Origin of the sequence: Streptomyces sp. NPDC005722 (assembly GCF_040630935.1) — a bacterium.
Classification (GTDB): Bacteria; Actinomycetota; Actinomycetes; order Streptomycetales; family Streptomycetaceae; genus Actinacidiphila.
Genome location: NZ_JBEXYN010000032.1, coordinates 13,154 through 27,086, shown reverse-complemented (window position 1 = coordinate 27,086; position 13,933 = coordinate 13,154). Strand labels below are relative to the sequence as shown.

At 73.3% G+C, this 13,933-nt stretch carries 11 protein-coding genes; 3 read left to right on the top strand and 8 right to left on the bottom strand.

The window, feature by feature from the left end:
- Nucleotides 1-27 precede the first annotated feature (27 nt).
- The 3 genes from ABZ479_RS29570 to ABZ479_RS29560 form a co-directional block, all read right to left on the bottom strand.
- On the bottom strand, nt 28-2,844 hold the full coding sequence (locus ABZ479_RS29570) for a helix-turn-helix transcriptional regulator (protein ID WP_500464406.1): 2,817 nt from the start codon (nt 2,842-2,844) through the stop codon (nt 28-30).
- A 208-nt stretch (nt 2,845-3,052) separates the two neighbouring features.
- The gene (locus ABZ479_RS29565) at nt 3,053-3,817 is read right to left on the bottom strand and encodes a thioesterase II family protein (RefSeq protein WP_500464405.1); all 765 of its coding nucleotides are present in this window, start codon (nt 3,815-3,817) and stop codon (nt 3,053-3,055) included.
- Between the two features lie 264 nt (nt 3,818-4,081).
- The gene (locus ABZ479_RS29560; protein WP_500464404.1) at nt 4,082-5,299 is read right to left on the bottom strand and encodes a serine hydrolase domain-containing protein; all 1,218 of its coding nucleotides are present in this window, start codon (nt 5,297-5,299) and stop codon (nt 4,082-4,084) included.
- 412 nt (nt 5,300-5,711) lie between these two features.
- Here ABZ479_RS29560 and ABZ479_RS29555 point away from each other — a divergent pair, with 412 nt between their 5' ends.
- The gene (locus ABZ479_RS29555; RefSeq protein WP_500464403.1) at nt 5,712-6,473 is read left to right on the top strand and encodes an alpha/beta fold hydrolase; all 762 of its coding nucleotides are present in this window, start codon (nt 5,712-5,714) and stop codon (nt 6,471-6,473) included.
- A 205-nt stretch (nt 6,474-6,678) separates the two neighbouring features.
- Nucleotides 6,679-7,107 carry a VOC family protein gene (locus ABZ479_RS29550; RefSeq protein ID WP_500464402.1) on the top strand — a complete coding sequence of 143 codons (429 nt, stop codon included), beginning with the start codon at nt 6,679-6,681 and terminating at the stop codon, nt 7,105-7,107.
- A 127-nt stretch (nt 7,108-7,234) separates the two neighbouring features.
- On the opposite strand, the gene ABZ479_RS29545 is transcribed toward ABZ479_RS29550, so the two are convergent.
- The 5 genes from ABZ479_RS29545 to ABZ479_RS29525 all read right to left on the bottom strand — a co-directional run bounded on the left by ABZ479_RS29545 (nt 7,235) and on the right by ABZ479_RS29525 (nt 12,926).
- Nucleotides 7,235-8,224: an NAD(P)-dependent alcohol dehydrogenase gene (locus ABZ479_RS29545; RefSeq protein ID WP_500464401.1), complete on the bottom strand. Its 990-nt coding sequence runs from the start codon at nt 8,222-8,224 to the stop codon at nt 7,235-7,237.
- A gap of 152 nt (nt 8,225-8,376) precedes the next feature.
- Entirely contained in the window at nt 8,377-9,063 is a 687-nt protein-coding gene (locus ABZ479_RS29540) for a TetR/AcrR family transcriptional regulator (RefSeq protein ID WP_500464400.1), read from the bottom strand.
- A 116-nt stretch (nt 9,064-9,179) separates the two neighbouring features.
- Entirely contained in the window at nt 9,180-10,685 is a 1,506-nt protein-coding gene (locus ABZ479_RS29535) for a serine/threonine-protein kinase (protein ID WP_500464399.1), read from the bottom strand.
- A gap of 160 nt (nt 10,686-10,845) precedes the next feature.
- Nucleotides 10,846-11,580: a hypothetical protein gene (locus tag ABZ479_RS29530; protein ID WP_500464398.1), complete on the bottom strand. Its 735-nt coding sequence runs from the start codon at nt 11,578-11,580 to the stop codon at nt 10,846-10,848.
- Nucleotides 11,581-11,885: 305 nt separating this feature from the next.
- Nucleotides 11,886-12,926: an aldo/keto reductase gene (locus tag ABZ479_RS29525; RefSeq protein WP_500464397.1), complete on the bottom strand. Its 1,041-nt coding sequence runs from the start codon at nt 12,924-12,926 to the stop codon at nt 11,886-11,888.
- A gap of 215 nt (nt 12,927-13,141) precedes the next feature.
- Between ABZ479_RS29525 and ABZ479_RS29520 the strand changes: the two genes are divergently transcribed.
- Complete coding sequence (locus ABZ479_RS29520; RefSeq protein ID WP_500464396.1) at nt 13,142-13,762, top strand: TetR/AcrR family transcriptional regulator; 621 nt, start codon at nt 13,142-13,144, stop codon at nt 13,760-13,762.
- Nucleotides 13,763-13,933 lie beyond the last annotated feature (171 nt).

The following is a 13,933-nucleotide window of genomic DNA, read 5'->3' as shown; positions in this document are numbered from 1 at the left end:
CCGCCTCCTCCACGACCGGCCGCCGGCTCAGGCGACGCCGGTCAGGCTCAGGTCGGACAGCCGGGCCGGCAGGTCCCGGCGCCGCTTCACGTGCAGTTTGCGGTAGATGCGGGTCAGGTGCTGCTCGACCGTCGACACGGTGACGTAGAGCTTGGTCGCGATCTCCCGGTTGGTGTGCCCGCGTGCGGCCAGCAGCGCCACGCGCGCCTCGGCCTCCGACAGGACCTCGGCCTCCTTGGGGAGTTCGGCCTCGCGGCCGGCGCCCTCGGCGGGCTCGGCGCCGGGCTGGCCGCCGGGCATGAACTGCCGGCACAGCGGCTCGGCACCGCAGGACTTGGCGACGTGCCAGGCCTTGCGGACGAGGATCCGGGCGCGGTTGAAGTCGCCCAGCGCGCGGTACCCGCGACCCAGTTCGCCCAGTGCCACGGCGAACTGCAGGCGGTCCTCGCCGCCTTCCAGCAGCTCGACGGCCTCGGTGAGGCGCCCCAGCCGGTACTTGAGGTCGCCTCCGGTGCGGGCGAGCATGAGCAACAGCGCGCCGCGGGAGCGGCTGCCCTCGATTCCGGTGTCGCGCCGGCTCTGCTGTTCCGCGTACTCGCGGGCGCGTCCGGTGTTGCCGAGGGCCAGCCAGGCCTCGGCGGCGTCCAGGCGCCAGGGGACGAGTTCCACGGCGTCCATGTCCCAGGCCTCCATCAGTTCGCCGCACGTGAGGAAGTCGCGCAGCGCGCCGTGGTAGCGGCCGGTCGCCAGGTGGCAGCGGCCCCGCGCCCTGAGGTAGTGGAGCCCGAGGAAGGTGGAGAACATGGCCTCGGGGACGGGCTGTTCGAGCAGGTTCATCGCCTCCTCGTGGTTGCCCATCTGGACCTCGGCCTCGATCAGGATGGACAGCGGCAGGGCGATGCCGACGCCCCAGCTCTGGGTGCAGATCCGGGAGAGCGCCTGGCGGGCCTGGGCCGCCGCGCCGGGCAGGTCGCCCCGGCGCAGGGCGATCTCGGCGCGGACGACGCCGAGGGCGGCGTGCCAGGTGGGGGCGTTGCGCGCGGAGCACTCGCCGAGGAGCCGTTCGCACCACGCGAGCGCGAGGTCGAGGCGGCCCGCGTAGACCAGGGTCAGCAGGGCGACGACGAGGGGCTGTACGGTGCGGTCGCCCAGGTGGTAGCGCTGCAGGACCTCGGTGGCCTCGGCGATGGCGGCGTCGGCCCGTCGTTCGCGCAGGGCCGTCAGGACGGTCCCGGCGGCCTGGACGTAGGCGCAGTCCGCCGCGTCGTAGCCGGCCGTGGCCGGTCCGGCCGCGACGGGAGCGTCCGCGGCGCCGGGCGGCGGGCCGGCGGACGGGGCGGCGTCCGGGAGGAGGGCGGCGAGCGGCGGGCTGATCGTCGTCAGCCAGGTCCGGGCGGTGGCGAGGGTGGCCGGGCCGTACGCCGGTTCCGCTGCGGCCAGTTGGTGCCGCAGTGCGTCGCCCGTGCCCTCGATCTGTCCCATCCACACCAGCGCCGACACGGCCTGGATCACGTCGGGGTCGGAGAGCCGGCCCGCGGCCAGTTCGCGGCAGAGCTGCCGCAGGTGGCTCTCGGCGGCGGCGGGGCTGCTGCGCCACACCAGGCTCACCAGCCGGGACTTGAGAGCGGCGCGCCGCGGGCCCTCGGGGCACGAGGCGACGGCCAGTTCCCAGCAGTGCAGGGCGAGTTGGTCCTGGTCGTCGATGAGGGCGTACTCGGCGGCCTCCTGGAGGACGGGGATCGCCCACTCCTCGACGTGCCGGCGGGCGGCCACGAGGTGGCGGGCCACGTCGAGGCAGGCGGCGCCCTCGTGGTGGAGCAGCTTGGCGGCCCGCAGGTGGAGCGCGGACAGCGCGGCGGGCGGTGCCGCGTCCAGGACGGCTTCGCGGGCGGCGGGGCTGCGGAAGGCGCCCTGGTGGAGCACGCCGCAGCGCTCGAGGTCCTGCAGTGCCTGCTCGGTGGGCTTGACGTGCAGGTCGACGATGTGGCCGAGCTGTACGGCGGAGCAGCCGTCGCCGAGGACGGCGACGCCGCGCGCGACGGTCAGCATCTCGGGGTCGCCGCGGTGCAGGCAGTCGAGGACGGCCTGCCGGAAGGTGTCGCCGGGGCCGGCCGTGGGGCCGTCCTCCAGCAGTGCTTCCAGCAGCAGCGGGTTGCCGCCGGTGGTCTGGTGGATGCCGGCCGAGAGCCGGCGTACCGCCGCCTCGGGCAGCTGGTCGCCGAGGACGCCGGCGGTGCCCTCGGGGGTGAGCAGCCGCAGCCGGATGCCGGTGCAGTTGGGCTGGCGCTGCAGCTCGGCGTGGAAGGCGAGTTGCGCCGGTCGCAGCCGTACGGCCTCGGTGAGCACGATCAGCACGCGGGCCTGGCGTACGCGGCGGGCCAGGCAGAGCAGGAAGTGCAGGGAGAGCTCGTCGCCGTGGTGGACGTCGTCGACGGCGATGACGACGGTCCGGTTCCCGGCGAGCCGCAGCAGGGCGGTCGACAGGTGCGGCATGACGCGCATGCCGGCCTCGGTGCCGTCGGCGGTCTGCGCCGTCTCCTCGGCGGCCGTGTCCAGCAGTTCGGTGGCGTATGCGTGGACCTCGGGCGACAGCTGTCCGGCGCTGTCGAGGATCCTGCGCAGGATGCCGAAGGGCAGGTAGCGCTCGGAGCGGGATCCCGAGGCTTCGAGGACGAGCGCGCCGGCGGAGACGGCCTCGTCGGTGAATTGCTCCAGGAGGCTGGTCTTCCCGCTCGCGACGGCCCCATTGATCACTGCGACCCGCCCCCGGCCGCGCATCGCGCTGCCGAGGAGTTCGTTCAGGGTGCCCAGCTGCTTCTCGCGCTCGAACAGCCTTGCCGACACGGAGTTTCCCCTCCTGGTACCACACGTCTACGGAGGACGTGACGACAGCGGGCCGTGCCGGTGGGCCGGGGCCGTGCCGTCTTGTCACCTGTGCACCGCGGGGCTCGTGCAGACTGCCGGGCCGTTGTGCCGGCCCTGCCCCATGCGGTTGTCCGCCGTGACGTCGATGTCCGGCGGGTTCCGCCCCCGTTGTGCCCGAAGTGCCTGGTCAGAGGGTCCGGGTAGCCGAGGTCAGTCCCTCGGAGACGAGCTTCATGATGTGTTCCTGATGGTTCGCCAAGAAGAAGTGACCCCCGGCGAAACAGTGAATTTCGAACTCGCCGGTCGTGTGCCGCGCCCAGGCCTCGGCCTCTTCACGGCTGGTCCTCGGGTCCGTTTCACCGGTCAGCACCGTGATGGGCGCGCGCACGCCGTCCTCGGGTGCCGCGCGGTAGTTCTCCACGGCGGTGTAGTCGCTGCGGATGGCGGGCAGCACCATGCGGAGGATCTCCTCGTCCCCGAGGATCCGCGCGTCGGTTCCGCTGAGTTCACGCATCTCCGCGACGACGCCGTCGTCGTCGCGCAGGTGGACGGTCTCGTGCCGGTGGCTCGACGGTGCGCGGCGCCCGGAGGCGAAGATCCGCAGCGGGCTCACCCCGTGGTCGCGCTCCAGCCGCCGTGTCACCTCGAAGGCCAGGACGGCGCCCATGCTGTGCCCGAAGAAGGCCAGCGGGCGGTCGGTCCACGGCAGGAGTTCCCTGGTGAGCGCGTCGGCGTAGACGGCCATGTCGGTGATGCCGGGTTCGTCCCTGCGGTCCTGCCGCCCGGGGTACTGCACCGACAGGACGTCCAGGCCGGGGGCGAGCGCCTGCGACATGGGGAAGTAGAACGAGGCCGAGCCACCGGCGTGCGGCAGGCAGACCAGGCGTACCCGGGCCCCCTCCGACGGGTGGTAGCGACGGATCCAGCGGCTGGAGACCAAGTTTTCTGCCACCTGAATGAGACTTTCCACTCAACGTCGGGATGGGATCGCGTGCCCGATGCCCCCGTGGGCATGAACACGTTTCCTTCACAGCGCCATGTCTAGCAGAGCGGCAGAAGTGGGGAGTACCCCTAATCGGCACCCCTACGGGCGGCGAAACACCCCTGGTGGGACGTCCACGGGCCGGGCCCCTACGTCCCGGTCGCGGCGCCGCCGCGCACCGGCCGGGGGGTGTGCCGGTGCGCGGCGGCGGTCCGGGGAACCGGAGTGCGGTGACTACCGGTTGTGGCGGACGACCTGCGGGGCGATGTCCTCGGTGAAGGTCTCGCCCTCGGTGGACTTGAGCGTGGCGGCCTTGGCGGCGGTGGTGCCGCAGAACGCGGCTTCGAGGGTGCCGCCGAGGACGGTGTTGACGGTGCCGTTGTTGGAGGTGTTGGCCATGGACGTCATGCTGCGCTTGCCGTCGGCCGTGGTGAACGCGTACGTGTAGAAGCCCTGCACGGTGCCGGTGTGGCCGTAGACGGTCACGCCGCAGGACAGCTTCCTGGCGCGCAGGCCGAGCCCGTAGGACTGGGTGCCGTCGGCGTTGACCGGGACCATGGTCATCATCTGCTGCAGCTGCGCCGCGGGCACGAGCCTGCCGGAGACCAGGGCGGAGAAGAACCGGTTGAGGTCGGCGGCGTTGGAGATCACCGCGCCGGCGGACTGGGCCCAGGAGACGGTCTGCTCGGTGGAGTCCACCAGCGGCAGCGTGGTGTCGTCCGGGCGCAGGTAGCCGTGGGCGTGGGAGCCGGAGATGGCGGTGTCCGGGTGGACGTAGGAGGTGTTCCTCAGCTTGAGGGGAGTGAAGATCCGCTGCTGGTAGTGGGTCGCCATCGGGACACCGGTGACGTCCTCGATCAGCGCGCCGAGCACCACGAAGTTGGTGTTGGAGTAGCTGTAGGCCGCTCCGGGCTCGTTGGTCGGCTGGTGGGCCGTGGAGAGGTCGATGAGCTCCTGGTAGGTGAAGACCTTGTTCCGTACCGATTCGAAGCCCGGGACGGTGTAGTAGAACATGTCGTTGGTGTAGTCCCACAGGCCGCTGCGGTGGCTGAGCAGGTGCCGCACGGTGATGCGGTCGTCGGGCAGCGGCCGGGCCAGGTAGGCGTTCGCCGGGGCGTCGAGGTCGATGCGGCCCTCGGCGACCAGTTGCATCAGCACCACCGTGGTGAAGCTCTTGCTGACGCTGCCGACCCGGAACCGCCGGTCCGCGTCCATCGCGGTACGGGCGACGGTGTCCGCCTGCCCGGAGGCGATGCGGTAGCTGACGGCTCCCGAGTCGATACGGGTCAGCGCGCCCGGGGCGCCGTTCGCCATCGCCTGCTTCTGGACGGCCAGGACACCGGCGATGTCCGGGGCGGCCGGCGACGGGGTCGCGGCGACGGCCGGCGAGGCGGCAAGGGTGGTGATCACTGCGGTGCTCGCGAGCGTGATGCTCGCAACGGTGAAGCGCATCCGGTTCTCTCTGTCGTCGGTCAAGGAGCGCGGGACGGAGTCACGCGGGCCGAACGCCCGCAGCGCTCCCGGCTCCACGTCAACTGACCGGCCCCGCACCGGTTCTGTGACAGCGACGGTAGCGCCCGACGTGCCGGGCAGAGGGGCGGCACCACCACATCCGGCCACCGCCAAGTCGGCATGAAAACAGGGCACTTGACGCATTCGGCCGGGGGCCGACCGCCCCACCGCTCACCGCTTCACCGCTCGGCGGCTCACGTCGTCCGTACCGGATGCAGGCCGACCAGTTTTGGTTGCCCACAATTAACTTGCACGCGAGGCACTGTCGCGCTAGGTTTCTCGGTGTCGGCAGCGCCCACAACGGCGCACCGGCGAAGGACACGACCCACCACGCCCGAGGAGAACGACCGCCATGAACGACACGACCGCCAACGACACGACCGCCACCCGCCCCGCCCCCCACAAGCCCACGGTCGTCCTGGTGCACGGCGCCTTCGCGGACTCCTCCAGCTGGAACGGTGTCGTCGCGCACCTGCGGGAAGCCGGGTATCCGGTCGTCGCGGCCGCCAACCCGCTGCGGAGCCTCGCCACTGACGCCGCGTACGTCGCGAGCGTGGTGAAGGGCGTGGAAGGCCCCGTCGTCCTCGCGGGGCACTCGTACGGCGGCGCCGTGATCAGCGCGGCGGCCGCCGGGAACGCCGACGTCAAGGCCCTGGTGTACATCGCCGCCTTCATCCCCGAGAAGGGCGAGAGCGCCCTGGAGCTGTCGAACAAGTACCCCGGGAGCACCCTCGGCCCGGCCCTCGACGCGCGGTCCTTCCCCCTGGCCGACGGCGGCACCGGCACGGACCTCTCCATCAGGGCCGAGGTGTTCCACGACCAGTTCGCCGCCGACGTGCCGCACGCCGTGACCGACCTGATGGCCGCCACCCAGCGCCCGGTCGCCGCCGCGGCCCTGGAGGAGCCGGCCACGGCCGCCGCGTGGCGGACGATCCCCTCCTGGAGCCTCGTCGCCACCGCGGACCGCAACATCCCGCCGGCCGCGCAGCGGTTCATGTCCGAGCGCGCCGGAGCCCACACCGTGGAGGTCGACGCCTCCCACGCGGTCTCCGTCTCCCGGCCCGAGGCGGTCGCCCGCCTCATCGAGCAGGCGGCCGCGAACGCCGCCCGTTGACCCCGCCGTTGCCCGGCCGCCCGGCAGCCACTAGATTCTCCCAGGTGACTGCCGGGTCGGCCGCGAGCCATGCACGAACAGGGTCCCCGGCCCCGGCGTGAGCACGGGGCGGGCAAGAGCCCCGCCTCCCCTTCCGAGTCTCTTCGCGGCGCCTCCACACGGCGCCTCTCCCAGCGCACCCGAGACCCGGAGAACGATGCCACCGATGCAGAACGACCAGCGCGGCGCCCACCGGTCCGAGCCGCCACCGGCCCCCGCCCAGCTGAACCACACCGCCGTCTACGCCCGGGACCGGCGGCTGTCGGCCGAGTTCCTCGCCGTGGTCCTGGGCCTGGAGGTCGGCGCCCCCTTCGGGCCGTTCCTCCCGGTGGAGCTCGGCAACGGCGTCACACTCGACTACTACGAGAAGCGCGACGAGCCGGTCCAGTCGCAGCACTACGCGTTCCTCGTGACCGAGGAGCAGTTCGACGCGGTCATCGACCGGTTGAGGGCGGTGGGCGTCACCCACTACGCCGACCCCGGTCACACCGAGCCCGGCCGGATCAACCGCCTCTTCGGCGGCCGCGGCGCGTACTTCGCCGACCCGGACGGCCACAACCTGGAGGTCATGACCCGCCCCTACGCCCGCCCGTAGGTGACGGCCCCGGGGCCGGGCTCCAGGAGCCCGGCCCCCGAGGTCCTTCGGCATCGACCGCGTACGGAGAACCGGCGGTTCAGCGGACCGGCCGTTCAGCGGACCGGCCGTTCAGCGGACCGGCCGTTCAGCCGACGGTGATCACGGTCTTGCCGCGGGCGTGGCCCCGCTCCACGTGGCGCATGCCCTCGGCGGTGTCCTCCAGCGGATGGGTCCGGTCGACGACGGGGGTGAGACGGCCCGCCTCGATGAGCGCGGTGACGGCCAGGAGGTCCTCGTGCGTCGGTCCGGCGGGGGCCGCCGGGAGGATCACGCGCAGCCGCTGCCGGACGAACGCGTTGGCCGCGACCACGCGCAGCGTCGAACCGACCGCCCCGACCACACGGCCGGGCGATCCACCGCCGTTGGCCACCAGGATGCCCGCGGGGGTGAGCGCCCGGCGCAGCCGGCCGGGCGGGTGGTTGCCGACGTTGTCCAGGATGAGGTCGTAGCGCGCGCCGGAGCGCGTGAAGTCCTCCCGGGTGTAGTCGACGACGTGGGCGGCGCCCAGCGAACGCACCAGTTCCGCGTTCCCCGGGCTGCACACCGCGGTGACCTCCGCGTCCAGGGCCGAGGCGATCTGCACCGCGAAGCTGCCCACACCGCCCGCGGCCCCGTTGACCAGGACGCGGTGCCCGGCCTTCGCCTCGCCGACGGTCCGGATGCCGCGCAGCGCGGTCACCGCCCCCATCGGCACCGCGGCGGCCTGCTCGAACGTCAGCCCCTCGGGCTTGCGGACCAGCAGGTCGGCGGTGGTGCGCGCGTACTCGGCGAGGGCACCCGGGCAGAAGCCCAGCACCGCGTCACCGGGCCGGACACCCCGCACCCCGGGGCCGACCGCCTCCACGTGACCGGCCGCGTCGATGCCCGCCACCTCCGTCTTCGGGCGGGTCAGCCCCATGCCGCCCATCAGCCGCGCCACATACGGGTCGCCGCGCATCATGTGCCAGTCGTACGGGTTGAGCGCCGCCGCGCGCACCCGCACCAGCACCTCACCGGCGCCCGCCTCGGGCCGGTCGACGTCCTGCAGCCGCAGGACGTCCGGCGGGCCGAACTTCTTCTGGACGATCGCTCGCATCGAGCCCCCCAATGTCCGAACTCCCTTGCCACGCACCGTAGGTGTACGGCGTACACCCGTCAAGGGGCGCGGGCAGGGAGCTCGTGGCGGAACGTCGTTCGGCGAGGTCGGCGCGCGCCGAAGCGGCGGGCCGGCGCGTTCGTGCGGCCGGGTCAGGCGGCCAGCCGGAGCCGCTCCAGGCCGTCCAGCATCAGGTCGAGGGCGAACTCGAACTCCAGCTGGTCGTCGCAGCCGCCGCCGACGACGGACTCCGGGTCGTGGGCGACCGCCATGGCCAGCTCGGTGACGTGCGGGTAGCGCGCCGCCATCTCCTCGGGCGGCAGGGCGTCCGCATCGGGCTCGCCGCCGGGGGCGTCCTCGAACAACTCCTGGGAGAAGCCCAGGACACGGCTGCCCATGATGTGCATCGCGTGGTGGACCAGGTCCACCGTGAACCCCCCGGCCCTGAAGATCCCGATCATCGAGTCCAGGTAGCCCAGCACCGCCGGGGTCGGGGCCGAACGCGCCTTCATCCGGGCCTCGATCACGCCCGGCGCCCACGGGTGGCGCAACAGCATCCGGCGCGCCGACAGCACGCGCCGCCGCACGACCTGCTGCCAGTCCGACCCGTCGGCGGGCGGATCGATCTCACCGACCAGGGCGTCGATCATGCCGTCCAGCAACTCGTCCTTGTTCGCCACGTGCTTGTACAGCGCCATCGGCACCACACCGAGTGCCGCCGCGATCTTCCGCATGCTCAACGCGGCGACCCCGCCGTCGTCGGCCAGGGCCACCGCGGTGCCCAGGATCCGCTCCCTGCTGAGCGGCTTGCGGGGCCGCGCCGCGGTACCGGACTGCATGGCGATCTCCACCGTCCCTCTCTTCCGACTGCTCGACCGGGCCCGTCGGCGGCGCCGGCGGCGCACCCGCGGGCCCGCCCCATCCTCCCCCACATCCGGGGCGGTTGCGCGGGTGGTCAGCCCTCGTCGCGGCGGCGCGGGTGCCGCACGGCGGCCAGGGCGGTGCAGGCCGCGGCCGCCAGCAGCAGGAACGTCACCCCCTCGCCGTAGTAGCCGGTCGTCCTCGCGACGACCGGCCCGGCGCACAGGATCGCCCCGTAGGACAGGGCCTGGGCGGCCAGGCCCGACCGGTGGAAGACCCCCACCGCGCACGCCGCCGCCAGCAGCGCCAGGATCACGGTGCCGGGCATGTCGTCACGCACCAGCAGCAAGGTGGCCGGCGCCACCGCGGCGAAGGCTCCCGCCAGACCGGGACGCACACAGGTCAGCGCCAGCGCGGTCAGCCACGCGGCGGCGAGCGCCGCCGTGGTCGAGCCGGCGTACGCGTAGGAGTTCCACGTGGAGATCACCACGGGCAGCGCCAGCAGCGTCGCGACCAACGGGGCGAGCCGTTCGCCCCGCCACAGGGAGCCGAACGTCAGTCGGTCCGGCGTCGGCGCGGTGACCGGGGGCGCGGCCCCGTAGGCACCCGCCGGGGCGACCGTCGGAGCCGCCACCGGCTGCGGCGGCAACGGTGGCGCGGCCCGCACGGCGTGGGCCGACGCCGGTACGCCCCGGGCCGGTTCGGGCCCCACAGCCGGCACGGCCGACTGCTCCTGGGCCCCGGCCAGACGGGTGCCGCCCGCCGTGCCCGCCAGGCCGCCGCCGCTGTGCAGGCTCCCCAGCGCGTCGCGCAGGGCACCCATGCCCAGGAACCGCCGCTCGGGCTGTTTGGCCAGCGCCCGCAGCACGACGGAGTCCACGTCGAAGGACAGTTGCGGGCGCAGCGCCGAAGGCGGCACGGGGTCCTTGGCCAGGTGCTGGTTCATCACGGCGAACGGCGAGTCACCGGTGAACGGGGGCCGGCCGGTGAGGAGTTCGTAGAACAGGCACCCCAGCGAGTACTGGTCCGTGCGGGCGTCCACCGCCGCGCCGTGGATCTGTTCCGGGGAGAGGTAGGCCGGCGTGCCCACGGTCATCCCGGTCGCGGTCAGCCGGGTCGCGGTGTCCGCGACGACCTTCGCGATGCCGAAGTCGAGGATCTTGACCTGACCGTCGGCCGTGATCATCACGTTCGAGGGCTTCACGTCGCGGTGGACCAGTCCCTGCGCATGGCTGTGCGCGAGGGCGTCGGCGACGTCCCGCATGATCGCCGCCGAACGCTCCATGGTGAGCGGGCCGTCGCCCAGGACCTCGGCGAGCGTGCGGCCCTCGATGAACTCCATGACGAGGTACGGCACGGCCTCCTCCCCGCCGGTGTCCTCACCGACGTCGTGGAGCACCGCGATCCCCCGGTGGGTGAGGGAGGCGACCGTGCGTGCCTCCCGGCGGAAGCGGGAGCGGAACTCCTCGTGCCGGGTCAGATCCGGGGGCAGCACCTTCACGGCCACCGTCCGGCCGAGTTCGCGGTCGACCCCGCGCCACACCTCGCCCATGCCACCCCGGCCGACGGTCTCCACCAGCTCGTACCGACCCGACAGCACCCGCACCGCGCACCCCCCGCTCGCACACCCCGCCCCGACACATCGCTGTCAGCCTATGGACACACTTGTCGCTTGTGCGGTGCTTTCCATCGGCTTCGCAGGGGCGCACCAGCGCACGTACCGGCGCCCGGGACGCCCGGGCCGCGCAGGTGCCGAGGCGTCACGGCCGCATCAGGCCGAGGTCCTCGCCCCACGCGTCCAGCACCTCGCCGTGTCCGGCCGCGCGGGCGACCGCCTCGACACGGGCGAACAGCCGCCGCTGCGCGGACACGTCGCCGGTCGCCGAGACGCGGTCCACGGCGTCGAGCAGCACGCCGGTGTCCCAGCCCGGCAGCGGGTACCGGGCGAGCTCCCACTCCAGGTACCTGTTGTACGGGCGGGGGCGGCGGTCGAGGGCGAAGAGCAGCTCGAGCAGGAACGCCATGCTGTCGGCGGCGTCGAGCCGGGCGGCGAGGGCCTGCCCGTCGCGGTGGTTCTTGACGGAGCGGTAGAGGGAGTTGGCGTAGGCGTCGAGCCGGCCGGCGGAGACCCGGAACGCCTCGTCGGCACCCAGCCGGGCCTTGTCCGCGAGGGCCCGGGCGATGCCTCCGTCGAGCCGGTCGAGCACGACCCGCGCCCGGGCGAGGGCGTAGCGTTCGAAACCGGGCATCCCGGCCGCGCGGAACTCCGTGAGCCGGAGGACGACGACGTCGAGTTCGGTGGTGCGGTGGCCCGCGAACCGCGTGAGGCCGGTGGTGGCGTCGTCGGCGACGACCACGTACAGGTCGTGGTCGGAGTGCCGGGTGGTCATGCCTTCGTGGGCTCGCGAGCCTTTCAGGACGAGGCCGACCACGGCTGGATCGGCGGCGGCGAGTTCGACGAACGACTCGTAGGTGAGGGGCTGCTGAACGCTCATGGTGCGGCTCTCCGGTGGGGTGACGGCGACGACGGGCATGCCTGCCGGGGCGCCCCCGTCATGGGAGGCGCCCGGCACCGTCCGCGGCTGCGCGAGGCGGCCGCCCGGAAGATCAACGCACGCCTGGACCCTACCGCCTGACGGTCTCCCGGGGCAGGGCGCCCGGTGACGGACCGGGAACCGGCCGTGCGCGGCGCCGCGTCCACGCACGGGCGCCGGAGACGGCCGTGGACGCCGCCCCACGGGCCTTCCCGCTCGGGCACCTCACGCCGGTCGGCGCGGCCGGTGCCCGAGCGGCAGGCCCGTCAGGCCAGGTTGCCGGCCGGGATCCGTACCGGTGCGAAGCCTTGCTGGATCCAGTTCGGATAGGCCGCCGGGGGCCGGCTGACCTCGTCGAGTTCGGCGAGGTCCCGCTCGGTCAGGGTCAGGCCGCCGGCGGCGACGTTGTCCGCGAGCTGCGCCTGCGTGCGGACGCCGACGATGACGCTGGTGACGGCGCGCTGCGCGAGCAGCCAGGCCAGCGAGACCTGCGCCGGGCTCACCCCGTGCCGCGCCGCGACGAGCCGGACGACGTCGAGCACCGCGAAGCCCCGTTCCTCGTCGAACGGCACGAAGTCGTAGCCGTTGCGGGCGCGGCGGGAGTCCGGCTCCGTGGCGACCCCGCCGCGGTCGAACTTGCCGGTGAGGAACCCGCCGGCCAGCGGCTGCCACACGGTCAGGGCCACGCCCGAGTCCTCGGCCTGGGGCACCAGTTCGTGCTCGGCGTCACGCGCCACCAGGGAGTAGTGCGTCTGGTTGGCGACGAACGCCGCCTGGTGGTGCAGTGCGGAGATGCCGAGCGCCTTGCTGATCTGCCAGGCGGCGAGGTTGGAGCAGCCGATGTAGCGGACCTTGCCCTGGCGCACGGCGTCGTCGAGGGCGCTCAGCGTCTCCTCCAGCGGCGTCAGGTGATCGTGGTTGTGGATCTGGTAGAGGTCGATGTGGTCGGTCCCCAGCCGGCGCAGGCTGTCCTCCAGGGCACGCATCACGTGCAGCCGCGACAGCCCCTGGTCGTTGGGTCCCGGCCCGACCGGGGCGAGCAGTTTGGTGGCCAGCACCACGTCCCGCCGGCGCCGGCCGAGCGCCCGGCCGAGCAGTTCCTCGCTCTCGCCGTCGGCGTAGACGTCCGCGGTGTCCATGAAATTGATCCCGGCGTCCAGCGCGGCGCCGACCACCCGGTCGGCCTCCTGCTGTCCCAGCGCCCCGTGGGTGCCGTAGACCGGGTGGTCCTTGCCGCCGAAGGTCATCGCGCCCAGGGATATCTCGGAGACCCAGACCCCGGTGCGTCCCAGCAGTCGATATTTCACCAGTCACTCCTCATGCGCACACGTGCTTGCCCGTGGCGGCGGGGCCCCCGGCTTTCCGGCCGACACGTCCGGACACAACGTCCGGAAATTACGCTACACGATGTCCGGACAGCGTGTAATCTGACGTCCGCCGCCGAGCCCACGGCCCTTCGCGACGACCGGCCCACGACCGACCGCCGACCGACCGACACAGCCACGACCCACAGGACACGGACATGCCCTCGATCACCCGCCGGCGCACCGCGAAGGTCGGCCGCCCCACCTCGGCGGAGACGGACGTGCTGGCCGCGACGCAACGCCTGCTGGCGGGGGGCGCCAACTTCACGGAACTGGGCGTGCAGCGGATCTGCACCGAGGCCGGGGTCGCACGCTCGACCTTCTACAGCCACTTCCGCGACAAGGTCGACCTGCTGCTGCGGCTGGCGAACCAGCTCATGGCCTCCTCGTTCGACGTCACCTCGGCCTGGCAGCCGTCGGCCGGCGTCGAGGGCCTCGAGGCGGTCTTCCTCGACGTGATCCAGGTCTACCGCCGGCACGCCGCCGTCCGGCGGGCGCTCGCGGAGGTCGCGACGTACGACAGCGCCGTGCGCGACCACTTCACGGCCGAGCTCCACCAGTTCACCGACTGGACGGTCACGATCCTCCGCGCCGAGCAGGCGGCCGGCCGCACCCCCGCCGGCCTCGACCCGGCCGGCGCCACGCGGATCATCGTCATCGGAGGCGAACGCGCCCTGACCGACCAGGTCACCACCGCCGACGCCGCGAGCGACCCCGCGTTCGCCCGCGAGCTGGCGCAGACCTGGTGGCACGGCGTCTACCGCCGTCCCGACGCGTAACGTCGCTCCCGGCCTCGGCCGCCGCCCCGCCCCGCGGACGCGGCCCTGCAGGCGTCTGCCCGGCAGCCCGGCGGTACTAAGGTGGGAGGTGGACGGCGAGAGGATCCGCGACGCGGCGACCGGTCCGTGGCGGGCGGGCCGCCACGAGCGGCGGCCGGCACGGATGGTGCC

Bases quoted from the DNA above. Each gene is read 5' to 3' on its own strand.
- ABZ479_RS29560 (WP_500464404.1), bottom strand. From the start codon at position 5,299: ATGCGCTTCACCGTTGCGAGCATCACGCTCGCGAGCACCGCAGTGATC.
- ABZ479_RS29555 (WP_500464403.1), top strand. From the start codon at position 5,712: ATGAACGACACGACCGCCAACGACACGACCGCCACCCGCCCCGCCCCC.
- ABZ479_RS29550 (WP_500464402.1), top strand. From the start codon at position 6,679: ATGCAGAACGACCAGCGCGGCGCCCACCGGTCCGAGCCGCCACCGGCC.
- ABZ479_RS29545 (WP_500464401.1), bottom strand. From the start codon at position 8,224: ATGCGAGCGATCGTCCAGAAGAAGTTCGGCCCGCCGGACGTCCTGCGG.
- ABZ479_RS29540 (WP_500464400.1), bottom strand. From the start codon at position 9,063: ATGCAGTCCGGTACCGCGGCGCGGCCCCGCAAGCCGCTCAGCAGGGAG.
- ABZ479_RS29530 (WP_500464398.1), bottom strand. From the start codon at position 11,580: ATGAGCGTTCAGCAGCCCCTCACCTACGAGTCGTTCGTCGAACTCGCC.
- ABZ479_RS29520 (WP_500464396.1), top strand. From the start codon at position 13,142: ATGCCCTCGATCACCCGCCGGCGCACCGCGAAGGTCGGCCGCCCCACC.